The organism is Paraburkholderia sp. (assembly GCF_028283785.1).
Taxonomy (GTDB): domain Bacteria; phylum Pseudomonadota; class Gammaproteobacteria; order Burkholderiales; family Burkholderiaceae; genus Paraburkholderia.
Genome location: NZ_JAPWKB010000006.1, coordinates 173,580 through 196,918, shown reverse-complemented (window position 1 = coordinate 196,918; position 23,339 = coordinate 173,580). Strand labels below are relative to the sequence as shown.

Here is a 23,339-nt window from a genome sequence, read left to right as displayed (position 1 = left end):
CTCGCATTGCCGGTTTATTTTTCCAACCATTTCCTTTCGTTATATCCGTTAATATACGGCGCTTTTCCGCTCTGCCACGTGTGTGCAGTGCCGCCGCGTTCGCGTGGCGCCTGTGCATGCCGTCATTCATGTCGATATCCCACACGCAAGCACGCTACGCGTTGCCTGGCGCAATTGCGATGCTTGCATGCACCGCGTTGCTGGCACTGTGTGCCGGACGCTATCCGGTGTCGCTCGCGGACGTGGTCCGCACTGTGGCGGTCACCGCGCATCTGCACGCCGAACCCGCTCACTACGCGTTGCTGCATGCGGTGATCGTCGATGCGCGGCTGCCGCGTCTGCTCGCGGCGGCACTCGTCGGCGCGGCGTTGTCGACGGCCGGCGCCACCTATCAAGCCGTGTTTCGCAACCCGCTGGTGTCGCCTGGACTTCTCGGCGTATTGAGCGGATCGGCGTTCGGCGCGGCGCTTGGCATCGTGCTCGGCGCGCACGGCGCGTGGGTCCAGGTGTCCGCATTCGTGGCCGGGATGATGTCGGTCGCGGTTGGCCTCGCGGTGGCGCGAATGCTAGGCGGTGGCGGCGTATTGATGCTGGTGCTCGGCGGACTCGTCAGCAATGCGCTGTTTTCGTCGTTGCTATCGCTGATCAAATACGTCGCGGACCCGATGAACCAGTTGCCTGCGATCGTCTACTGGCTGCTCGGCAGTCTCGCGCAAACCGGCTGGACCGATCTCGCCCGGCTTGCCGTGCCGTTGATCGTCGGGATTGCGGTGTTATGTGTGTCATCGCGGATTCTCGATGCGCTCACACTGGGCGACGACGAAGCACGCAGCCTCGGCGTGCCGGTAAGTGCGATTCGCGTCATCGTGATCGGCGTCGCGACGCTGATTTCCGCACTGACGGTATCGCTCGCGGGCGTAATCGGATGGATCGGGCTTCTGGTGCCGCATATTGCGCGCGCATGGGTCGGCGCGTCGAACCGGCGCGTGGTTCCGCTCAGCGCCTTGCTCGGCGCGACCGGTCTGCTGCTCGCGGATACCTGCGCACGCAGCGTGTCCACCGACGAAATACCGCTTGGCATCATCACCGAACTATTTGGTGCGCTCGCCTTCGTCGTCGTGTTGCGCCGTCTGCGGCAAGGCGGTCTGGAATGAGCGCGCGATTCGCTAACGTGACGACGCTCGCGTGCAAGGACATCGTGTTTCGACGCGCGCATGCGACGATTCTCGACCGTGTGGACCTATCGGTCAGCACCGGCGAAGTGGTGTCGCTGCTCGGCGTGAACGGCGCGGGAAAGAGCACGCTACTGCGGATTCTGCTGGGATTGCTGCAACCGGAATCGGGTGTCGTCACGCTCGACGGACGGCCACTGAGCCGCTATCGACGCAAGGACATTGCACGACTGGTCGCGTATGTGCCGCAAGCGCACGTCGCGACTTTCCCGTTCACGGTGGCGCAAATCGTCGCGCTCGGTCGGGTGCCGCATGCGGGTCTCGGCCGCGCGCTCCGTGCGCACGATTACGCTGCGATCGACGCCGCGCTCGCGCGTCTCGACATCGTCGGACTCGCGAATCGCAATTACATGGCGTTGTCCGGCGGCGAGCGTCAACGGGTACTGCTGGCGCGCGCACTCGCGCAACACGCGCCGGTTCTCGTCATGGACGAACCGTTGACGGGACTCGACTACGGGCATCAGTTGCGGATGCTGTCGCTGCTGGCCGGACTCGCTGCCGACGGTTACGCGATCCTGAACACCACCCATCGACCCGAAGACGCATTCAGCGGCGCAACCCGCGCCGTGCTGCTCGAAAAAGGCCGCGTGATTGCGAACGGCCCGCCGTACGACGTCATCGACGCGCGTTCGATCGGCGCGCTCTACGACGTGTCCGTCGATCAGATCGACGTCGACCGTTACCGCTTTTTCATTCCCGATTCATCCTCCCCTTCTCCCGATCCGTCCTCGTGCTAAACACCTTCACCCGATGCGCGCTCAACAGCGCACTCGTCGCGGCCGCCGTCGTCGCGCCGACCCACCACGCGTTTGCACAAGCCGCACCCGTCGCGGCCAGCGACACCGCCACGGTATTGCCCGCCGTCACCGTCACCGCCAACGCGCCGCCGGCCGACACGCTGCGCGTCGATAAAGCCAGCGTCGGACCGCTCGCACGCTCGACCGGCTCGATACGCCATATACGGTCAACGTCGTTCCGCAGCATCTGATCCAGAACCAGCAGATCAAGAGCATCGCCGATGCGTTGCGCTATCTGCCGTCCGTGCAGGGTGACGGCGCGCGTCCGCAAACACGCGGCATTCAGGGGAGCGTGGTGCAAAACAGCCGCATGGACGGTCTGAACGTCGTGTCGACGACCGACTATCCGCTCGAGGAATTCGACAGTATCGAAGTGCTCAACGGTCTTGCCGGTTCGCTGTACGGTCCCGCCAATCCGGCCGGTACGTTCAACTACATCCAGAAGCGTCCGACCGACGATCGCCTGCTGCGCTTCACGCTCGGATACAGCACGCAAAGCCGCTTTCTGCGCAGCGTCGATCTGTCCGACCGGGTCGGGCCGTCGAAAGCGATCGGCTACCGCTTGACCTTGCTCGACGAAACCGGCACCGGCTACACGGATCACAGCACCGTGCGCCGTCAGTTAGGCAGTCTCGCGCTCGACTTTCATCTGTCGCCCAGCACGGTCGTCGAAACCAACTTCAGTCACTATCACTACGTGTCCAAGGGCTTCCCGGCGACGTTCGCGCTCGCGAGCGGCGTGCATTTCCCGGCCGCGCTCGACCCGACCCGCTCCGCTTACGGCTCGACCAACGGCGGCAGCGACAACACCACCGACACCGGCTCGATCCGTCTGCGTCACGACTTCTCCGCTGACTGGCATCTGACCGCGGCCGTGTTGCGGCAGATTGCCGATCGCGAATCGACCGGTCCGACCAACACGTTGACGGACAACGCAGGCGACTACACAACGACCATCGGCACCGCGACCGCCAGCCGTTTTACGATCACGAGCAACCTGCTGTACCTGAACGGTCACGTCAAGACCGGTTCGATCGATCACGCGATCAGCGTCGGCACGAGCGGCTTCGTGTGGGACAACTTCAATCCGGTTGCGGGCGCAACCACCACGCTCGGTTCGGCCAGTCTGTCGAATCCGCAGTCGTTCGCGCTGACGGGCGTGCCGGACTTCACGCATCGCTACGAGTCAGCGCAAAGCACGCAGCAGTCGTTCATGGCGGGTGACGACATCACGTTGACGCAACACTGGTCGGTGCTGCTGACCGGCAGTCAAAGCTGGCTTTCGACGCACAACTACAGCAGCAAAGGTGTGCAGACCAGCGAATCCGCCAACCAGGGTTTGTCGGGCGCGGCCAGCCTGATTTTCAAACCGCAGGACAACCAGAGCCTCTACGTCACGTACGCGGACAGTCTGCAGCAAGGCGACACTGCGCCGACCGGTTCGACCAATGCGGGCAATATTCTCGACCCGTATCGCAGCAAGCAATGGGAAGTGGGCTACAAGCTTGCGATGGGCGGCGTGAATGCGTCGCTGGCGGCGTTCCGGATTACGCGTCCGTACGCATACACGCTCGCCGACGGCACGTACGGCACCGCCGGCGAGCAGCGCAATCGCGGCATCGAACTGATGATGGACGGCAATGTCACGCGCGATCTGTCGCTGTTCGGCGGCGTGACATGGCTCGATCCGCGTCTGTTCGACACGGGTACGGCATCGACGGAAGGCAAGCGGATCGTCGGCTTGCCGGAATTCGCGCTGAATCTGCTGGCCGAATACAAGGTGCCGCAAGTGCCCGGCCTCTTCACCGACTTCAACGCGCATTACATCGGCGCTCGCCCGACCGACAACGCGAACACGTATTCGGTCGGTTCGTATGCGACGTTCGATGTCGGCGTCGGCTATCTGACGCGCATCTATCGCCGGCCGGTCACGTTCCGCTTCGCGCTCGACAACCTCACCAATCGTCGCTACTGGACCAACATCGTGCCGGGCGGCTTGAACGGCTACTCCGGATCGGGCAATGCCAGCGCGAGCCTCGGCGCGCCGCGCACGATTTCGGCGTCGGTCACCTTCGACCTCTAACGCGCGGGAACACCATGAAGCTCGTGAATCGATGGACACGCAACACGGTCGCAACCGTGCTGCTCGGATGCACGGCAGCGCTTGCGCACGCAGCACCCAAAACGCGAATTGCCGATGCGTGGTACGCGCATAACGCCGTGCTGCTGATGTTGGGCGCCGCCGATAACATCGTCGCGACGGTCGCGCGTGCGCGCGCGTTTCCGTGGATGTATCGCGTCGCGCCCGGCCTCGCGCGTGCGCAACGCGTAGACGGCGCGACGATGAACGCCGAAGCGTTGTTGCAATTGAATGCGGATATCGTCTTCACGACGGCGTCCGATCCCGCGATTGTCGCGTTGCGCCGCACCGGGCTCGACGTCGTGCCGGTGAGCTTCACCGATTTCGACTCGATGCTCGCGTGTATCGATCTCACGGCGAAGACGCTCGATACACCGCTCGCATCGCAACGCGCGCAGGCGTACCGGCGCTATCTGGACCGCACCGTGAGCGACGCGGCGCGCGAATTTGCGAACGTGCCGCTGGATCAGCGGCCGCGCGTGCTGCATGTCGCGTCGGTCGATCCGCTGAAGGTGGACGGTGCCGATACGATTGTCGATCAATGGATTCGCGCCGCGGGAGGCCGCAATGCCGCCGACGGACTGACCGGCAATCTGAAAACCGTGTCGATCGAGCAGGTGCTGGCATGGCATCCGGATGCGATCGTTCTGGCCGCGAATGCAGGTTCGCTCGACGCATCGCCGCACCGCGCGTTGTGGGAATCGCTCGATGCGGTGCGCGCGAAGCGCGTCTATCGCAATCCCGCAGGCGTGTTTCCGTGGGAACGTTACGGGCCCGAAGTCGCACTCGAAGTGCGGTGGGCCGCGCAGGTCCTGCATCCTGAGCGCGCCCAACACGACGACCTCGTTGCCGCGACCCGTGACTTCTATGCGACGTTCTTCGGCTACCCGCTTTCCGACGCGGATGCGCAACGCATTCTCGCCGGATTGCCACCTGACGGATCACGCTAACGGGCGTTATCCGCGCGACATCACAGTGCCACTTCCGGCGGTGCAACGCGGAACAGGCGCGTGATCCAGCACAGATACACGATGCCGATCGCGAACCACACCGCGCCGAGTACGAGCGCGGTTTTCTCCAGACTCGCCAGCAGCCAGATATCGGCAACCGCGCCGATCAACGGAAAAACCAGCCCGCCGATCACACCCATTTTCCGGTCGCCATGATTGCCGGACAGATAGATGCGAATCACGCACAAATTGACTGCGGTGAACGCGAGAAACGCGCCGAAGTTGATAAACGACGTGGACGTGGCGACATCCAGTTTCAACGCGATCAGCCCGACGATACCCGCGATCGCGATATTGATCGCGGGTGTCTTGAACTTCGGATGCACGAAACCGAAGATACGTTTAGGCAGGATTTCATCGCGGCCCATCGCGTACAGCAAACGTCCGACGCTCGCTTGTGCAGAGATGCCCGATGCGAATTGCGCCAGGATCAGACCGGCGAGAAAGACCGATACGAAAATATCGCCGCCGACCATTTTCGCCACTTCGAACGCAGCGGAATCCGTGTCCTTGAATTCGACGCCCGGATGCGCAAGTTGCATCGTCCACGCCGCGACCACGAAGATCGCGCCGCCGATCAGCGCAATCCACAGAATGGCGCGCGGCATATTCTTCTTCGGATCGATGGTTTCTTCGGTCAGTGTCGAGACGGCGTCGAAGCCGAGATACGAATAAGCGGCGATCGCGGCACCTGCCATCGTCGACGAAAGCGGCACATGGGCCTTGAAAAACGGTTCCGCCATCGCAATCCCGCCGACACCCGCAGCCGCCGACGCATAGTGCCAGCAGAGCGCGACGAACAGCCCGACGATACCGAGTTGCACCACCATCAGCACGATATTGAAGCGCGCCGCGAGTTCGATGCCGACGATATTCAGCGCACTCGTCAACACGATAAACCCGACGATCCAGATCCATGTCGGCACATGCGGAAATGCGGCATTCAGATACGCCGCACCGATCAGCCAGATCACCATCGGCAGGAAAAAATAATCGAGCAACGTTGCCCAGCCGATCAGAAAGCCGAGATGCGCATTAAAGGTCTTACGCGTGTACGTATACGCGGAACCTGCGACCGGGAACAGACGCGCAAGCTTGCCGTAGCTGAGTGCTGTAAACGCAATCGCGATCAATGCGAGCAGATAAGCAAGCGCGGCCGTGTCGTCGCTCGCCTTGGCGAGCACGCCGTAGGTGCCGTACACGATCAACGGCGCCATATAGGCAAGGCCGAACAGCAAGACGGACGGCAAACCGAGTGTGCGTTTTAGATGGGACTGCGGTTCTACGGACGACGCTTGCATGGTATCTCCAGAACTTTCGACAGACGTGAGGGGACCCACGCGAAGCACGGGCTTCGCGTGACGAACAGCAAAAACGGTTGCGGAAAACGGGTCAGTCGATACGGCGGCGGCGCGCTTCGATCACCAGTGCGTGCGATCCATCCGGGTTGTCGACGCGCGCGAGTCCGAGTGGAACCCGCGCATCGTGCAGATAGCGATAATGTTCGCGGCTCGCTTCGAGTCGGGTTGGATCGATCCGTGTTTTAAGCACTATTTCGTTCGAACCGGCATCCGCGACGATCTCGCCGAACGGATCGACCAGTGCGGATTCGCCGGGAAACACGAGGTCGTCGTCGCCGGTGCCGACGCGGTTCACCATCAGCGCGAACATCTGGTTTTCCATCGCGCGCGCGGTGATTGCGCGTCGATGCACAGGACCGAACGGGTCCATATTGCCGTTGGTCACGATCAGCAGATCCGCGTCGAGCGCGCCGAGCGCACGGGCCGTTTCCGGGAACTCGATGTCGTAACAGATCAGCAGGCCGACGGTGAGGCCGTTCCACCGGCAGGTTTCGAAACGGTCGCCAGGCGTGAACACGCCGACATCCGACGCCCACAAATGCGTCTTGCGATAGCGCAGCGCGATCTCGCCGGCTGCATCGATCAGGACGGTGGTGTTATAGAAGGCCGCACCCTCGCGTTCCGCGAGTCCGACCGCCACGGCCACGCCCGCGTGGCGCGCGGCGTCGCGCACCGTCGTCAGCGCCGGGCCGTCGATGGTCTGCGCGATGTCGGCGACGTTCTCGCGGGTCGGAAAGCCCGACAGCGTGGTTTCGGGAAACACCACCAGTTGCGTGCCGCCCGCCACATCGGCGCGAGCGATCGTCTCGACGACACGCGCCGTGTTGTGCGCGACGTCACTGTCGATCAGCGCGAGTTGCGCGAGTTCTACCTGCATTGCGTTATCTCCTTCCAGATGCCTTTCAGCGCGAGATTTCAGTCAACCGCGCTTTTTGCTTGAGGCCATTATCGGGGTATTATTTTTGACCAGAAATTACCCATGAGGGGTAACCCAGTGGAGAAGAGCATGGAGTTCGACTGGCGCGATCTCGCGTTTCATCGGGAGATCGGTTCGGCCATCGACGCGCTCGACGGCCCGCATTTCTGGGCACGCCTGACGCGCGTGCTGGAACGGCATATCGGTTTCGACAGTTGGGTCGCCTTGCGTTTTGCGCGCAATGCGCCGCCGCATGTGTGCGCCGAACAGGCCATGCCCGACGGCAAGATCGATGCGATGTTTCAGGACTATCTCGCAGCGCTCTATCAACTCGATCCGTTCTATCTGGCTGCGTTCGAACAACCCATGTCGGGGTTTTACACGCTCGCCGATGTGGCACCGGACAACTTCCGGATGACCGAGTACTACCAGCGCTACTTCCGGAAAAATATCGTCGGCGATGAAGTGCATTTCAATGTCGTGATAGATGGCGATCACACATTGGGCTTCTCGCTGGGCAATACGCGCCGTTACGACGATCGTGAGATTGCGTTGCTGACGCTGTTCTCGCCCTGGGTGTTGTCGTTGATGCAGCAACGCTTGCGATTCGAGGATTTCGCGGTGGCGATACACAGCACGCCCGATGTGGAAAGCGGCCAGACCGATCTGCATGCGCGTCTCGGGATGGTGGCGGGTAAAGGCGGCCGTAGTGCGTTGACGGCGCGGGAGATCGAAGTGGCGATGCTGTCGCTGAGTGGTTTCTCATCGCGCGCGATTGCTGAGAAACTGGCCATTTCCTTTGAAACGGTGCGCGCGCACAAGAAGCATATCTACGCGAAACTCGGCGTGGGCTCGCAGTCGGAATTGTTCGCGATGTTCTACGACGCGGGGCGGATCGAGCATGATGCGGGGTTGTAAATCACCCCGCTTCGTACCCGCTCGGATACGAGACCCCACTCCCGAGCACGAAATCACCACTCTCGTACCCGCTCGGATACGAAAACCGATCACACCTCGCGCGGCAACACCAGAATCGCCTCCAGCCCTTCGACCGCGCCATTGCGAAGCGTGAGCGTTCCGCCGTGCGCGGCGGCGACACTGCGCGCGATCGTCAGGCCGAGTCCGGTTCCGCGGTTCGCGCCGCCGCGTGATGTGGACACGCGAAAGTACGGCTCGAAAACGCGTTCGAGCATCGCCGGATCGGCAATGCCGGGACCCCTGTCGCAGATTGCGATCCGCACGGTGTCGCCGTCGTCGGTGACGTTGATCGCCGCCGTATTGCCGTAGCGGATCGCGTTATCCAGCAGGTTCTGCAGGCAACGTTTCAGATTGCGCGGATAGCCGCTTAGCGGACGGCTCGCGCCGCCTTCGACGCGCACATCGTGACCGGCTTCCTGGGCGTCGTCGGCGAGACCGGCGAGCATCGAATCGATATCGATATCGCGGCGCGTTTCGGTGATTTCCACGCCTTGCACCGCGTCGAGCGTGGTGCTCACCATCGCTTCCATTTCGTCGAGATCGCCGCGCAAACGCTCACGCCACGCAGGATCGGGCAGCATCTCCGTGCGCAACCGCAGACGCGTCAACGGCGAGCGCAAATCATGCGACACCGCCGTCAAAAACCGCGTGCGCGCCGCGATGCTGTCCGTCAGTTGACGCTGCATCGAATTGAACGACTGCGCGGCCGAACGCACTTCGAGCGGCCCGGTTTCCGGCAACGGCGGACGATACATATTGCGCCCGAGCGCGTCGGCCGCCCGGGTCAGTTGACGCAGCGGCTTCACCGCGAAACGCACCGCAAACAGCGCGAGAAAAAACACGGCCGCGAACCGCACCACGTAAATCCGCAACAGATAATCGATCACCAGCGGCGCGGGCTCGAACTGCATGCCGGCCTGCCCTTCATTGGCGTACACGTCGAGCCAGCGCTCGGGTGTGATCTGCAATTGCACATGAAAATCGCCCGACGGCATCCGCGAATCGAACAGACTCAGAATGCCGCGATGCCGTCCCTGATCGTCACGCAATTGCACGTTGATCAGGCGCAGATCGACGGGTTCGCCGAGCCGCCGGCGAATCACGCCGGACAGCAGATCGTTGACCGTGCGATGCGCGAGCCGCTCCGAATCGCGATCGGCGTCCGGCGGCACGACTTCCGATGCCGCGATCCATTTCAACCGGTAACGCGCGTCGCCGAGTTGCGCGGCGATCGCATCGCGTGTCGCGTCGTCGGGCGCATGCCGAAGCAGACGCACGGTGTCGGCGAGACGGCTGGCGAACAGCCGCGCGGGAATTTCCAGCGTGCGGTTGTCGTGCGTCTCGAACCAGATCGTGCTGGTGAATAGCTGCCCCGCGAACATCCCGACCACGAGAATCAGCACGAGACGGCCATAGAGCGAATCGGGCCACAGGCGGAATTTCATCGACGCGCACCGCGCACGTGGGTGCTCATGCTTCGTGCTCCACATCGGCGACCAGCATATAACCCTCGTTGCGTACGGTGCGGATCAGCGCGGCACTGCGCGCCGCATCGCCGAGATGCTGACGCAACCGGCTGATGCACACGTCGATCGAACGATCGAGCGGCGTGCGCTCCTTGCCGAACACACGGTCCAGCAAAAACTCGCGCGACAGCGGCCGGTTCGGATGATCGAGCAAGGTGCGCAACGCGCGATAGTCCGAGCCGCCGAGCGAAATCACGAGACCGTCGGGCGACAGCATCTGCTTCATCCGCGTGTCGAGTTTCCAGCCGGCAAAACCGATGGATGCCGACGCGTCGCCGAGACGTTCGCCCGGCATGCTGCGCGTGCGCCGCAATACGACCTTGATCTTCGCGACCAGTTCGCGCGGGTCGAACGGCTTGGGTAAATAGTCGTCGGCGCCCATTTCGAGGCCGAGGATACGGTCGAGCAACCCGCCGCGCGCACTCAGGATGATGATCGGCACGCCGTGCTCGCGCCTCAGGTCGCGCGTCAGGTCGAGTCCGTCTTCGGCTTCGAGCATCAGGTCGAGCACGACCAGATCGATCTGCGACGTCGCGATGGCCTGCTTCATCTGCGCGCCGTTTTCGACGGCCGTGGCGACATAGCCCATCTCGCGCAGATAGTCGCGCAGCAAATGGCGGATGTTGGGATCGTCGTCGACGACGAGTATGTGGTCCATCGTGAAGCTCTTCTGTGCCGCTTGCGCCGGAAAAAATCGTCGGGACGAACTGAAAAGACGTCAGCGTAACAAATGCGTCCCTCTTTTTGCGCGCCAACACATTCCATTACAAAACGGCCGTGTTTCAACACATTGCCATTACATTGCGCCGCTACAGTTTAGCCCGCAAATGGCAATCATTCTCATTACCAACTATACCATGTCGATTTTCCGGTCTTCGCCTGTCCGTCGTCCGTTCGCGGTTGTTGCCGGCGCTTTCGCCGCCGTCGCGGCATTGTGTTGCGCCACGCTCGCAACCAGCACTGTCGCGCAGGCCGCGACGGTTTCCAACGTCGCGCAAGCGCAAACCGTCACGGACCTCGCCGGCCGCACGGTCGCGATTCCGCCGAATCCGCATCGCATTCTGCTCGGCGAAAGCCGTCTGCTGCTGGCGACCGCTCTGCTCGAAGGCAAGCATCCGCTGGACCGGATCGTCGGATGGCAGGGCGACCTGCCGACGATGGACCCGCAAACCTTCGACGACTACGCAAAAACCTTCCCGCAGGTCCGCCAGGTTCCGCTGATCGGCAAAGCGACCGAAGACAGCATCAGCGACGAAAAAGCGCTAAGCCTGAAACCCGATCTGGCGATTTTCAGTCTCGGCGGACATGGCCCGAGTCGCTACAACGCGCTCGTGAAGCAACTCGAAGCGACCGGCACGACCGTCGTGTTCGTCGACTTCCGGCTGCATCCGATGCAGAACACGCTGCCGAGCATCGCGCTGCTCGGCAAGGTGATGCACCGCGAGAAAGAAGCTGACGCCTATGCGCAGTTCTATCAGGACCATCTGGCGCGCGTCCAGGCGGTCGTCGCCACGATTCCGGAGCAGCAACGTCCGAAGGTGTTCGTCGATATGCTGGCGGGCGTCTGGGATGCGGGTTGCTGCCACACGGCCGGCAACGGCAATTTCGGCGAATTCATCCACGCGGCGGGCGGCCGCAATATCGCGGCGGGCCTGTTGCCCGGCGTGCTCGGCGACCTGAGCATGGAGCAGATCATCGCGTCGCAGCCGGATGTCTATATCGCCACCGGTGCCCGCTCGAAACCGGGCCTCGCGTCGCTGCGCGTCGGCGCACTGACCAGCCAGCACGATGCACAAGCCAGCCTCGCCACGCTGGTCGCGCGTCCGGGTTTCGACACGATCAAGGCGATCCACGATGGCCGCGTGCACGGCATCTCGCACAACTACTACGACTCGCCGTACAACATCGTCGCGATCGAAGCGTTTGCGAAGTGGTTCTATCCGCAGCAGTTCAAGGACCTCGATGTGAACGCCACCGAGTCGCAACTGTACAGCCGCTTCCTCGCAGTGCCGCCGGACGGTACGTACTGGGTCGATACGGCACTCGCGTCGCACTGAGCGTGACGGTCCGGTTCCCGCTTCAAGGTTAAGGCTTCAATGGCTACGCCCGATCATTTCGCCACATCCGCCACGTCCGCCGAACCCAGCGTTCGGCGCTACCGGCGCCTCACGCGGACTCGCGTGATGTGGCTGTTCGTCGTGCTCGCGCTGATCGCGGGCTCGATGCTATTCGACCTGCGCACCGGTCCGTCCGGGATGCCGGTCGCCACGCTGTTGCGGACCCTCTTCGATCGCAGCGCCGCCGATCCTGCATCGGCGGTGATCGTCTGGCAGATCCGGCTGCCGTACGCGGTCATGGCGGTGCTCGTAGGCGCCGCGTTGGGTCTGTCCGGGGCGGAGATGCAAACGATCCTGAACAACCCGCTGGCGAGCCCGTACACGCTCGGCGTGTCGGCCGCAGCGGCATTCGGCGCATCGCTGGCGATCGTGCTCGACGTGACGATTCCGGGCGTATCGCAGACGTGGGTGATCTCGGCCAACGCGTTTATTTTCGCGTTGCTGTCCGCGCTGCTGCTCGACGCGGTGGCACGCTGGCGCGGCATGAGCACGGCAGGCGTCGTGCTGATGGGCATCGCGCTGGTCTTCGCGTTTCATGCGCTGGTGTCGCTGATGCAGTTCATCGCGTCCGCCGACGCATTGCAAGGCCTGGTGTTCTGGACGCTCGGCTCGCTCGCGCGCGCGGACTGGACCAAGATCGGCGTGCTGGCGATCGCACTTGCGCTCGCATTGCCGCTATCGATGCGCAACGCATGGACGCTGACCGCACTGCGTCTCGGCGAAGATCGCGCCGCGAGTTTCGGCGTCGATGTGCGACGTCTGCGGCTGGGCACGCTGTTGCGCGTGTCGGTGCTGTCGGCGCTGGCTGTGTCGTTCGTCGGCACCATCGGCTTTGTCGGACTGATCGCGCCGCATATCTCGCGCACGCTGTTCGGCGAGGACCATCGCTTCTATCTGCCCGGCAGTCTGCTGCTCGGCGCGCTGATGCTGTCGCTCGCATCGATCGCGTCGAAGCTGCTCATTCCGGGCGTGCTGATTCCGGTCGGCATCGTCACGGCGCTGGTCGGCATTCCGCTGTTTCTCGGCATCGTCGTGCGCTCGCAGGGAGAACTCTGATGAGCGGACTGACGATTCACGATCTCTGCGTCGACTACGGCAAGCGGCGCATTCTCGATTCGCTGAGCGCCGGTCCGTTGCCGCGCGGACAGATCACCGCGCTGCTCGGCCCGAACGGCAGCGGCAAATCGACGTTGCTGCGCGCGCTCGCGGGTCTGACGCGTGCGCAATCGGGCACGCTGTCGCTGGACGGCGAACCGCTGGCGTTGTCGGCGGCGAGCGCGCGCTCGCATAGCGTCGTGTATCTGCCGCAGAGCTTGCCTGCGGGCGTGCGCCTGCAAGTGCTGGAATCGGTGGTGGTGGCGTGCCGCGCGACACGCAGCAACGGCGGCTTCGGCGCGCGTCGGAACGGCGTGTCGCAAGCCGACGATCTCGCCCATGCGCATGCGGTGCTGCGCCGTCTGGATATCGACGATCTCGCGTCCCGCTCGCTCGACGAACTGTCCGGCGGTCAGCGTCAACTGGTCGGCATCGCGCAGGCGCTGGTGCGCAATCCGCACGTGCTGCTGCTCGACGAACCGCTGTCCGCGCTCGACCTGAATCACCAGTTTCACGTGATGCATGTGCTGCGCGACGTCACACGCGAAAGCGGCATCGTCACCGTCGTCGTGCTGCACGACATCAATGCAGCGATGCGCGCGTGCGAATGCGCGATGTTGCTGCACGAAGGCCGGATTGTCCGGTTCGGTTCGCCACCCGAGGTCGTCACACCCGCGACGCTCGGCCAGGTTTTCGGTGTCGTCGCGCGAATCGAGGCCTGTTCGCGCGGCCACCATCAGGTTCTGATCGACGGTCTCGCCGGTCAACCGGGCATCGCCAGCCGGCCGCCGCAATAGTCGCATTTGTTGCGCTAGCGGTCCGTCCCAGCCAGCCCACTCTTTCACGCCGTTTTCGCGTCACGCGACCGGCGCCCGTGTTCGGGCGTCGCGTCGTCGCGCGCGTCGCCGGCGCATCGACAACGTATCGACACACTACCGACAACACAGGGGAATCCATGAAAAAGGCATTAATCGTAGCCGCGTGCGCGGCCGTTTACGCGTGCGGCGCACACGCACAATCGAGCGTCTCGCTGTACGGCGTGATCGACGCGGGCCTGTCGTACACCAACAATTCGAAAGGCAGCAGCGCATGGGCAGCGGGCAGCGGCAACGTTACGGGCAGCCACTGGGGCTTTCTCGGTCGAGAAGATCTGGGCGGCGGCACCAAGGCGATTTTCCAGCTGGAAAGCGGCTTTAGCGTGATGAACGGCACGCTGCGCCAGGGCGGACGGATGTTCGGCTATCAGGCGTACGCGGGTCTGTCGAACAACCGCTTCGGCACGGTGACGCTGGGTCGCCAGTACGATTCCGTGGTCGACTATCTGGCGCCGCTGAGCTTCACCGGCCATCACCCCGGCGGCAACAATTTCTCCGCGCATCCGTTCGACAACGACAACCTGAACAACTCGTTCCGCGTGAACAACGCGGTGAAGTACGCAAGCAACACGTATAACGGTCTGCGTTTCGGTGCGTTGTACGGCTTCTCGAACGAAGCAGGCGGCTTCGACGACAACCGTCTGTACAGCTTCGGCGCAGCGTACGACATGGGCCCGCTGAGCCTCGGCGCGGGTTACTTCCAGGCGAACAACGGTGGCGGCAGCAACACCAGCGGCGCGATCACCCTCACCGACCGCACCTTTATCGCAGCAAGCCAGCGCACTTACGGCGCGGGCGCCAACTACACGATCGGCCACGCGAAATTCGGCTTCGTGTGGACCCGCACGCAACTCGGCGGGCTCGACACGATCAACGGCGCGAACAGTCTCGGTCTCGTCGCGAACGGCCAGGGAATGGACTTCAGCAACTACGAAGTCAACGCCAGCTACGCGCTGACGCCGGAGTTGAGCCTGAACGGCGAGTACACGTACACCGGCGCGTCGATGTCGAACGCGAGCGGCGCGCACCATCCGAAGTGGCATGAAGTGTCGGTGCAGGCCGACTACTTCCTGTCCAAGCGCACGGACGTCTATCTGCAGGCGAGCTATCAGCATATCAATGCGAACGGCTCGGGCCTGACCGCGGACATCAGCGGACAAAGCGCGTCGTCGTCGGACCAGCAAGTGGTCGTGGGCGCCGGGTTGCGTCACCGCTTCTAAGCGGTCAGTCGCTGCTCCTTACGCAAAAAGGCCGCTTCGTGCGGCCTTTTTTAATGTTCGGAAGCCGACAGTTCGCAAAACGTACTCCGTGCAAAACTTGACGAAAACGGGCAAGTTACGCAATCACGGGGACCGGACATGACACAAGCTCGCGAACACGCGGTGGGATGGCGCTATCCAGCGCGTGCCGGCTCGACTGGCGAAAAGCTGCGCCGGGCCGTGCGGCCCGCATTTTCATTATCGCTTTCGTTTGCGCTCGCACTTGCGCTGGGCTTACTCGGCGCACAGCCGTCGTTCGCGGACGACAGCGCGACCGTTCTACGCCCGCAAGGCGGCAGGCAATGGCTGAGTCCGCGAGGCGTGGTGCCTGGATTGAAAACCGGCGCGGTCGATCCCGTCACGGTGCGGGTCGATAAACCCGCTTACGTGGACCTGTATTTCGTGGTCCGCTATCTTGCTATGAACGGCCAGTGCAACCGTGTGAACCCTGATCCGAATGCGAAGCCCGCGAACGCGCGCGTTCCACAAGAGTTCTTCGAAGTTTACCGCTTGCCATCGGGACAAACGGCTCAGACCGTCAGGATTCCCGTCGATAAATACACGCCGGGCCGGTGCGCGTGGCGTGTCGAAATGCTCGGCACGCAAGCCATCGACTCGCGTTATCAGACGTGGAAACTCGCATGGACCACCGGTCAATTTTTCGCCGCCGACGGCGCGCCCGCGAACTACGTCGAGCGGACCTGCCGTAACTTTCCGGTGGGCACGACCGCCGGCAAGCCCGACGTGATGTTGTCGTGCATGCTGACCGATCCGCTCACGCCGACACATCTGATCAAGCCGTCGGGCTCCCTGCTGACACTGAAGTACGCGATGGCCGACAGCGAGCGGATTCAGGTCGGCGCACAACCCGGTTCCCTCACGAACGTGAACCTGAATCCGGCGACGCGCCCCGGCGCGGGCGCGATCCCGGCGACCCTCGATCACGCTATGCGCGCGCCCAATCGCTGACGTACGACGGTTCGTCGATCTGCACGCCGTTTGCGGAAGCGGCCGGACGCGCAGCTTGCGGCGTCAACGCGAGCGGTAACACGCCTGCCCACACCGCCAGATCAAGATCGGCTTCGTCGTCGTTGGGACCGCCTGTGCTGACCTTGCAGGCGTACTCGTCGAGCGCAATGCTCAGTACGGTAGTGGCCGCAAGTTCCTTCGCATTGGCGCGACGCGCTTCGGCGGAACGTCCGTGCGCGATCTTCTCGACCAGCGCATCGAGTACTTCGCCCTTGCGCGCTTCGTCCACTTTTTCGGCGACGCCGTAGATCACCGCGGCGCGGTAGTTCATCGAATGATTGAATGCGGAGCGGGCGAGCACGAGTCCGTCCAGATGCGTGATCGTCACGCAAAGCTGCGCGCCGTCCACCGCCGCTTTCAGCATCTGGCTGCCATTCGACCCGTGGATATACAGATGATCGCCAATGCGCCAGCATGCGGTCGGAATGCAATGCGTGCCGCGCTGATCCACGAAAGCGACGTGACAGACATACGCTGCATCGACGATCGCGTCGAGCGTCGCGCGTTCGTAGTCGGCGCGCTCGGCGAGACGCTTGACGCGGGATCGGGGGGACAGTGGACCGTGTGGTGCGTTCATGGAGGCTCTCTTTGTGTGGCCGGTTTCGATATGCCGACAGCTTAGAGATTCCGTCACGATTCCAGTAGACCCACGTTCAATCGACGATCTGGAGCCAGCGCAGCCTAGCGCTGCACTTCCACGCAATCGATCAGGCGAGTACTGCCCAGGCGGGCCGCACCCAGCACCACGAGTTGATCGGCGCGACTGGCGGGCGTGGGTAACGCGAGGTCGGCACGCTGACGGATTGCGATGTACTGGCAATCCCAGCCGCGTCCGACCAGCGTATCGGCCGCAGTCTGCTCCAGCTCGCGAAAATCCCGATAACCGGTGCGCAACTCCGATTCGATCTGCTTGATCACCTTGAACAGAAACGGGGCTTCTTCGCGAGCTTCCGCGCTCAGATAACGGTTGCGCGAGCTCAGCGCAAGACCGTCCGCGTCGCGTACGGTGTCGCCCGCGACGATCTCGATCGGCAACGCAAACTGCTCGCACATCCGTCGCACGATCATCAGTTGCTGATAATCCTTCTTGCCGAATACCGCCACTGCCGGTTGTACGCATGCAAACAGTTTGGTCAGCACCGTGCAGACGCCCGCAAACGTACCCGGCCGGGATTCGCCTTCCAGCATCGCACCGAGCGACTCCGGCGGATTCACCCGATACGCTTGCGGCTCCGGATACAGATCAGGCTCGGTCGGTGCGAACAACGCATACACGCCTTCGCGTTCCAGTTTGCGAATATCGTCCTCCAGCGTGCGCGGATAGCTGTCGTAGTCCTCTCCCGCACCGAACTGCAGGCGATTGACGAATATGCTGACCACCACCGGATCGCCAAGCTGGCGCGCGCGACGGATCAGCGACAGATGACCCTCGTGCAGATTCCCCATGGTCGGAACGAATGCCGTCCGGTTATGGCCGCGCAATTGATCGCGCAGGTCCTGGATGGAGCTGATAACTTTCATGTAACGCTGATTCTCCGGTTTGGCACACGACGAAACCTGACGATGCATCGTGCGCGCGGATTATACGGAGCGACTTCATTCGATGCGCTGACGGCGGCATGCCGCGACACCATGAGCACGCACGACCACGCGTAGTCCATCGCGGCAAGCGAGCGCAAGTGAGTGAAAGAAGCGCGGCTTGTGCGGGTAAAATCGCGGATGTTAGGATCAGAAGCGATATCAGACGCTCACGCGCGTCGATTCAATCCGCGAATCGCGCGGTAAGCTTGAGTAAAAACAGGTAAGTCAACGGAAGCAATATGAGTGCACAGCTAGACGACCAGCAACATCGCGATCAATCGATGTGTGAAACCATGACCTCGCTCGCGCTTGCCGCTGGCGTCGAAATCATGCGTTTCTTCGGGCCGTCGTGCGCACGGTCCACCAAAGACGACGGATCGCCGGTTACGGTCGCGGATCAGGCCGCCGAAGCCGTGATCGTGCGCGGACTCAAACAGAGTTTTCCCGACATCGCGATCGTCGCCGAGGAGCAGATGGCCGACGGTATCGCGCATGGCGAGTTGGGCCGCGAATTCTTCCTGGTCGATCCGCTCGACGGCACGCGCGAATTCATCGCCGGCCGCGACGAATTCACTGTGAATATCGCACTGATTCGCGACTGCGAGCCGGTGATCGGCGTGGTGTACGTGCCGGTCAAGCGGCAGCTTTTCACGGGTATTCGTGGCGATGCAAAAGAGTGCACGCTCGACGAAAACATGAACGTCACCACGACCCAGAACCTGCAGGTGCGGGCAATGCCGGGCGCCCCGACGATCGTCGCGAGCCGCTCGCATCGCACTGCAGATACCGACGCGTTCATCGGCAAGTTCGAAGGCGCGCAGATCCTTTCGGTCGGATCGTCGCTGAAGTTCTGCATGGTGGCACGCGGAAGCGCCGATCTCTATCCGTGCTTCGGCCGCACGATGGAATGGGACACGGCAGCCGGACAAGCGGTACTCGCAGCGGCCGGCGGCCGGATGCGGCGCGCGGACGGATCGCCGTTTGTCTACGGCAAAACCGTATCTGACGACGCCCCGTTTGCGAACCCGTGGTTTATCGCGGACAGCGGAGACCGCGCATTCCTTCACGCGTCGGGCACGCCATCCTGAACGCGTATTCCGGCTTAAAGATGTCTTGAGAAAATCGTCGTGCCGCACAGCGCGCCGTCCGGCATCAACGCGTAGTCCGGAATCGTCCCCACGCGATTCCAGCCTGCGCGTTCATAGAGCCGCTCGGCATCGCCGCCTGTAACGGTATCGAGTACCAGCACATTCTTGCGTTCGTCGCGCGCTACCGCATCGATGGCCGACATCAAGCGTTGCGCGACGCCCTGACGCCGTGCGTCGCGATGCACCAGCATCTTTGCGACGTCGGCACGATGCGGCTGATTGTCGGGTTGCGCGGTGATCAGTTGCACCGTGCCGACGATCCGGCCATTGCCGTCTTCCGCGATCAGCAAGACACGATTGCCGCGCACGACGTCTTCGGCGACACCTCGCCAGAATGCCGATGCCTGATCGCGCGATAGCGTCTGCATAAAACTCACCGACGCGCCGCCTTTCACGCAGTCGAGCAACACATCGGTCAAGCCGTCGATGCACTGCATGACTTCATGCGCCGCGACACGGCGCACGCGCAATTCCGCGCCACAATATTCACTCATGCCCATTTCCTTTGAGTCGAGCCAAGCGTTGTCAGCGCGACGAGATAGCGCGCGTTCTTGCGGCCTGGATTGCTAAACACGATCGGACAATCAAGGCGCATCGCGAGACAGTCGCCGGCTTTTAATTGCCACGATTGCGTCCCGACCAGCAGATCCATTGCGCCGTCGATCACCCAGATTTGCTGATGCGTTTCGTTCTCTCGCGCATCGGTTTCATACGCGACCCGCTTGCCTGGTGGGAACACGACCTCGACCAGCTGGATAGGCGACACGCCGTCAGGCGACAGATTGCGACGCACGTAACCGGAAACCGGGTCAGTCCACACAGGTTGGTCCGAACTGCGTGCGAGCGGCGAAGGCGGCTCGTCAGATGCGCTCTCTTCGAACAACGACGCGAGCGTGACGCCGAGTGCCGCCGACAGCTTGTCGAGTACCGAAGCCGTCGGACTGCTCTGCCCGCGCTCGATCAGCGAGATATGAGAACGGCTCACCTGGCTGCGCTCGGCGAGCGCGTCCAGCGAGTAGCCTTCGGCTTCGCGAAGCTCCTTCACGCGTTTGGCGATACGGCGATTGATGTCCATGAATCCAGTATATGACGACAAAATTCCAGTAAACTGGAAATTGAAGTTTGCGTTGGCGGGTGTGTTCGTAGGTTCTACTCGTGCACCCGATCCGGTTACACTCCGCTTACGCTCACTCATTCAACACCGCGTCACCGCAGACGTCGCCGCTTTCCGATGATTACCTTTCGAAATGAATTGCTCGAGCTTGGCAGCGTCCGCGTCTCTACGGGCCGCTTCCCCAAACACACGCACGACGAGTTCGTCATCAGCGCCAACGTGAACGGACACGAGCGGGTGTGGATCGACGGCAAGACCTTCGAAGCCGACACCAGTACGCTGACGACCTATAACCCCGGCGAGTTGCAATCGAGCGAGATCGCCGGTGCCGACGTCTGGCTTTGCGCGTCCTTATACGTTCGGCCCGACGCATTCGAGCGCTATTTTCACGCTACTTTCGAGTTCGACGCACCGTATGCGGTGCGCCCCGACTTCACGCGCGAACTGATTTCGATGGTCTCCATGTCGTCCGATGCGGATATCGAAGAGCGCTGTGTGTCGCTATTGCACCGGCTTATCGCGCCGACGTCGCGCGCCGCCGCTGCCGAGAATCGTGCCGGCGCGCAATCGCGCATCAAACGTGTCCAGACGTATTTGCTGAGCGACCTGAGCGTGGTCCCCGATCTTCAAAGCCTCGCGGCATCGGAAGGCATTTCGGCCGCGCATCTGGTGCGCTCGTTTCATCGCGAGACAGGCTTGCCGCCGCTCGCGTGGCAGATGCAGCAACGCATCGCGCATGCGCGCACGCTGTTGCGATCCGGCCATCCTATCGCCATGGTCGCGCTCGACGCCGGCTTTGCCGATCAAGCCCACTTCACCAAAGCCTTCGTCCGGTTCATGGGCATGACGCCCGGACAGTTCAGACAGATCAATTCTTGACAAGACCACCGCGCGCGCCGTCGCTAAGCTGAGTGCTTCTTAGGCTACTCAATTGACTGAAATGCGCGTCGCAGCAGTGTGTTTTTACGTTCTCTCGCAGCGGGCTTCGACATGATCGCCGCTGTCAGCCTCAAAGGCTTTCTGATTTCGCTGTCACTTTGCATGGACATCGGTATCGTCAACACGGCCTTGATCAATGCGGGGATTCGGGTCGGTGTGCGTCCCGCCTTTATGATCGGACTCGGTTCGTGTTTCGGCGATCTCGCTTACGCGATCCTCTGCCTGCTCGGCATGGCGGTCGTGCTGCACATTCCGGCAGTGCGGTGGGTGATGTGGATCGGTGGCGGCGCAACCTTATTGTGGCTTGCGTTTGCAATGACTCGCGCGGCATGGCGGCAACTGGGCGGTGCGCGTGTCGTCGGGACGGCCTCGGATGGCGAATCCGGCATGCGATTGTCGTCATGGCGGGAATTCACACGCGGCGTCGGCATGGCGATGGCGTCGCCCAGTTCGATCGTCTGGTTTGCGGCGGTCGGCGGATCGGTGATCGCGCAATCCACCGATGGCAGCGCGTCGAGCAATGCCGGATTTCTCGCGGGGTTCTTTGTCGGCGGCGTCGCATGGTCCGCGTTTCTCGCGCTGCTGGCGGGTGCCGGGCGTCGATGGATCGGCGATAAGCTGAAGTTCTATTGCAGTGCTTTTTCTGCGGTGCTGTTTGCGTATCTCGCAGTCGATGTGATTGCAACCGGTTATCGGACCTTGCTTTAGCGAGTGCCGTTAAAGCCCGGACGCGCGACTGCGCAGTCCGGGATTCGCCGATCTAGTGATAGAACTCCGTGGCTAACGATCCGCGATCCGTGTCTGCCGACGTCACCGGCGGCACGCGTTTCAGCATCGCGTACAAACCGCCCGCCGAGATCAACGCGGGAATCGCAAGCAGGCTGAACACCGCGCCAAACTGCCAGCCCAGTCCCATCAACGCGCCGCCGACCAACGCACCGGCCACACCGCCGATCCGCCCGATTCCAAGCATCCACGCAACGCCGGTTGCCCGTCCGCTAGTCGGATAGAAACTCGCCGCGAGTGCCGACATCGACGTGACTGCACTCGTCACGACCGTGCCGGTCAGAAAGATCAGAGTCCCGAGCAGCCACTGATTGCCGAGCCCGCGTCCCACCAGCATCACCAGCACACCGACCAGCACATACGTGAATGCAATGACGCGATTGCCGTTGACGCGATCCATCACCCAGCCGACGCACAGATTGCCGACGATGCCGCCCAACGGAAACAGCGACGTCATCAATGCCGCCTTCTCGCCGGAAAAGCCGGTATCGCGGAACAAGGTGGGCAGCCAGTTGGTCAGCAGATAGTAGATCAGCAAGCCCATGAAATACGCGAGCCATAACATCAGCGTGCCAAAGCGGTAGCGCGACGACAGCACGACCGCGAGTGGCGATTGCGCATTGCCTGCGGCAGCGCGTGGGTCCGCCGTGCGTACTTCCGCAGCGACGAACCGGCAGCCGTCGAAGCGGTGCGCAGGTGCGATCCGCTTGAGAATCTGCCGGACACGTTGATCCGCGCGTTTTCTCAGGACAAGAAATTGCACCGATTCCGGCAGCATCAGGATCAGCAGTGCGGTAAGCACGAGCGGCCCGATCCCACCTGCAACCAGCACGCTCTGCCAGCCGAAATGCGGAATCAGCCATGCCGACGCAAAGCCGCCCAACGCCAGACCGCACGAGAAGCCGCAGAACATCGCATTGACGGCCACTGCGCGAATCCGCGCCGGCGCATATTCCGACATCAGCGTGACCGCGTTCGGCATCGCGGCACCGAGACCGAGACCGGTCAGTAAGCGCAACACCGTCAGCGACTCGATCGACGTTGCGCGCGCGGCCGCGAGACTCCAGACACCGAAGAAAAATACCGACAGCACCAACACTGTTTTTCGTCCCAACCGGTCCGCGCACGGACCGGCGGCCAATGCGCCGATCCCGAGTCCGACCAGTGCCGCACTCATCACCGGTCCGAGCGACGCGCGCGTCACGCCCCACTGCGTCAGCAACGACGGCGCGATAAAGCCGACTGCTGCGGTATCGAAGCCGTCGGCGGCGACGACCAGAAAGCACAGCACCAGAATGATCCATTGAAACGGCGAGAAACGTTGACTGTCGATAAAAGCCTGAACATCGACATTGCGGTTAGCGGTTGTCATCGTGCGTCTCCTCGCTCGTCCCGTGGACGGTTGACGCGACGCGGTCGGGTTGGTTCATTGCAGT

The 23,339-nt window shown here is 62.6% G+C and carries 23 protein-coding genes; 14 read left to right on the top strand and 9 right to left on the bottom strand.

What is annotated here, in order from left to right:
• The first annotated feature begins 128 nt into the window (after positions 1-128).
• Genes PW947_RS08750 through PW947_RS08730 form a run of 5 tightly spaced genes read left to right on the top strand, consistent with a single transcriptional unit; the run spans position 129 to position 5,119 of the window.
• Positions 129-1,154, top strand: a complete 1,026-nt coding sequence (locus PW947_RS08750) for an iron ABC transporter permease (protein WP_299630896.1) — start codon at positions 129-131, stop codon at positions 1,152-1,154.
• Positions 1,151-1,969 (top strand): ABC transporter ATP-binding protein, encoded by an 819-nt coding sequence (locus PW947_RS08745; RefSeq protein WP_299630894.1) that lies wholly within the window; start codon positions 1,151-1,153, stop codon positions 1,967-1,969. Before PW947_RS08750 ends, PW947_RS08745 begins: the two co-directional genes overlap by 4 nt.
• Positions 1,963-2,220, top strand: a complete 258-nt coding sequence (locus PW947_RS08740; RefSeq protein WP_299630891.1) for a hypothetical protein — start codon at positions 1,963-1,965, stop codon at positions 2,218-2,220. Before PW947_RS08745 ends, PW947_RS08740 begins: the two co-directional genes overlap by 7 nt.
• Positions 2,217-4,112 carry a TonB-dependent siderophore receptor gene (locus PW947_RS08735; protein WP_366146103.1) on the top strand — a complete coding sequence of 632 codons (1,896 nt, stop codon included), beginning with the start codon at positions 2,217-2,219 and terminating at the stop codon, positions 4,110-4,112. The genes PW947_RS08740 and PW947_RS08735 overlap by 4 nt, the downstream gene beginning before the upstream one ends.
• 14 nt (positions 4,113-4,126) lie before the next feature.
• On the top strand, positions 4,127-5,119 hold the full coding sequence (locus PW947_RS08730) for an ABC transporter substrate-binding protein (RefSeq protein WP_299630889.1): 993 nt from the start codon (positions 4,127-4,129) through the stop codon (positions 5,117-5,119).
• Positions 5,120-5,139: 20 nt separating this feature from the next.
• Here PW947_RS08730 and PW947_RS08725 read toward each other — a convergent pair whose 3' ends face one another.
• The gene (locus PW947_RS08725; RefSeq protein ID WP_299630888.1) at positions 5,140-6,480 is read right to left on the bottom strand and encodes an APC family permease; all 1,341 of its coding nucleotides are present in this window, start codon (positions 6,478-6,480) and stop codon (positions 5,140-5,142) included.
• Positions 6,481-6,571: 91 nt separating this feature from the next.
• A complete protein-coding gene (locus PW947_RS08720; protein WP_299630887.1) occupies positions 6,572-7,417 on the bottom strand; it encodes a carbon-nitrogen hydrolase family protein in 846 nt (281 codons plus the stop codon).
• Positions 7,418-7,546: 129 nt separating this feature from the next.
• On the opposite strand from PW947_RS08720, the gene PW947_RS08715 reads away from it, so the two are divergent.
• Positions 7,547-8,374: a LuxR C-terminal-related transcriptional regulator gene (locus tag PW947_RS08715; RefSeq protein WP_299630924.1), complete on the top strand. Its 828-nt coding sequence runs from the start codon at positions 7,547-7,549 to the stop codon at positions 8,372-8,374.
• An 89-nt stretch (positions 8,375-8,463) separates the two neighbouring features.
• On the opposite strand, the gene PW947_RS08710 is transcribed toward PW947_RS08715, so the two are convergent.
• Positions 8,464-9,879: an ATP-binding protein gene (locus tag PW947_RS08710; protein ID WP_299630885.1), complete on the bottom strand. Its 1,416-nt coding sequence runs from the start codon at positions 9,877-9,879 to the stop codon at positions 8,464-8,466.
• 25 nt (positions 9,880-9,904) lie between these two features.
• Positions 9,905-10,618, bottom strand: coding sequence for a response regulator transcription factor (locus PW947_RS08705; protein ID WP_299630883.1), 714 nt, complete (start codon positions 10,616-10,618; stop codon positions 9,905-9,907).
• A gap of 169 nt (positions 10,619-10,787) precedes the next feature.
• On the opposite strand from PW947_RS08705, the gene PW947_RS08700 reads away from it, so the two are divergent.
• The 5 genes from PW947_RS08700 to PW947_RS08680 all read left to right on the top strand — a co-directional run bounded on the left by PW947_RS08700 (position 10,788) and on the right by PW947_RS08680 (position 16,275).
• The gene (locus tag PW947_RS08700) at positions 10,788-12,017 is read left to right on the top strand and encodes an ABC transporter substrate-binding protein (protein ID WP_299630881.1); all 1,230 of its coding nucleotides are present in this window, start codon (positions 10,788-10,790) and stop codon (positions 12,015-12,017) included.
• A gap of 39 nt (positions 12,018-12,056) precedes the next feature.
• Entirely contained in the window at positions 12,057-13,133 is a 1,077-nt protein-coding gene (locus PW947_RS08695) for an iron ABC transporter permease (RefSeq protein ID WP_299630880.1), read from the top strand.
• On the top strand, positions 13,133-13,969 hold the full coding sequence (locus PW947_RS08690) for an ABC transporter ATP-binding protein (RefSeq protein ID WP_299630878.1): 837 nt from the start codon (positions 13,133-13,135) through the stop codon (positions 13,967-13,969). Before PW947_RS08695 ends, PW947_RS08690 begins: the two co-directional genes overlap by 1 nt.
• Before the next feature lie 158 nt (positions 13,970-14,127).
• The gene (locus PW947_RS08685; RefSeq protein ID WP_299630877.1) at positions 14,128-15,267 is read left to right on the top strand and encodes a porin; all 1,140 of its coding nucleotides are present in this window, start codon (positions 14,128-14,130) and stop codon (positions 15,265-15,267) included.
• A 138-nt stretch (positions 15,268-15,405) separates the two neighbouring features.
• Entirely contained in the window at positions 15,406-16,275 is an 870-nt protein-coding gene (locus PW947_RS08680; protein WP_299630875.1) for a hypothetical protein, read from the top strand.
• Here the strand turns inward: PW947_RS08680 and PW947_RS08675 are convergent.
• Together PW947_RS08675 and panC are read right to left on the bottom strand one after the other, a co-directional pair.
• On the bottom strand, positions 16,253-16,912 hold the full coding sequence (locus PW947_RS08675) for a pyridoxamine 5'-phosphate oxidase family protein (RefSeq protein ID WP_299630873.1): 660 nt from the start codon (positions 16,910-16,912) through the stop codon (positions 16,253-16,255). The genes PW947_RS08680 and PW947_RS08675 overlap by 23 nt on opposite strands.
• 104 nt (positions 16,913-17,016) lie before the next feature.
• Positions 17,017-17,856: a pantoate--beta-alanine ligase gene (gene panC / locus PW947_RS08670; RefSeq protein ID WP_299630871.1), complete on the bottom strand. Its 840-nt coding sequence runs from the start codon at positions 17,854-17,856 to the stop codon at positions 17,017-17,019.
• 299 nt (positions 17,857-18,155) lie between these two features.
• Between panC and cysQ the strand changes: the two genes are divergently transcribed.
• Positions 18,156-19,004, top strand: coding sequence for a 3'(2'),5'-bisphosphate nucleotidase CysQ (gene cysQ, locus PW947_RS08665; RefSeq protein WP_299630869.1), 849 nt, complete (start codon positions 18,156-18,158; stop codon positions 19,002-19,004).
• 14 nt (positions 19,005-19,018) lie between these two features.
• Here cysQ and PW947_RS08660 read toward each other — a convergent pair whose 3' ends face one another.
• Both PW947_RS08660 and PW947_RS08655 read right to left on the bottom strand, forming a co-directional pair.
• A complete protein-coding gene (locus PW947_RS08660; RefSeq protein ID WP_299630923.1) occupies positions 19,019-19,501 on the bottom strand; it encodes a GNAT family N-acetyltransferase in 483 nt (160 codons plus the stop codon).
• Positions 19,502-19,554: 53 nt separating this feature from the next.
• Complete coding sequence (locus tag PW947_RS08655; protein WP_299630868.1) at positions 19,555-20,139, bottom strand: XRE family transcriptional regulator; 585 nt, start codon at positions 20,137-20,139, stop codon at positions 19,555-19,557.
• A gap of 156 nt (positions 20,140-20,295) precedes the next feature.
• Here PW947_RS08655 and PW947_RS08650 point away from each other — a divergent pair, with 156 nt between their 5' ends.
• Positions 20,296-21,057, top strand: coding sequence for an AraC family transcriptional regulator (locus PW947_RS08650; protein ID WP_299630866.1), 762 nt, complete (start codon positions 20,296-20,298; stop codon positions 21,055-21,057).
• A gap of 78 nt (positions 21,058-21,135) precedes the next feature.
• The gene (locus PW947_RS08645; RefSeq protein ID WP_299630865.1) at positions 21,136-21,825 is read left to right on the top strand and encodes a LysE family transporter; all 690 of its coding nucleotides are present in this window, start codon (positions 21,136-21,138) and stop codon (positions 21,823-21,825) included.
• A 52-nt stretch (positions 21,826-21,877) separates the two neighbouring features.
• Here the strand turns inward: PW947_RS08645 and PW947_RS08640 are convergent, their stop codons facing one another.
• Positions 21,878-23,275, bottom strand: coding sequence for an MFS transporter (locus tag PW947_RS08640; protein WP_299630864.1), 1,398 nt, complete (start codon positions 23,273-23,275; stop codon positions 21,878-21,880).
• Positions 23,276-23,339 lie beyond the last annotated feature (64 nt).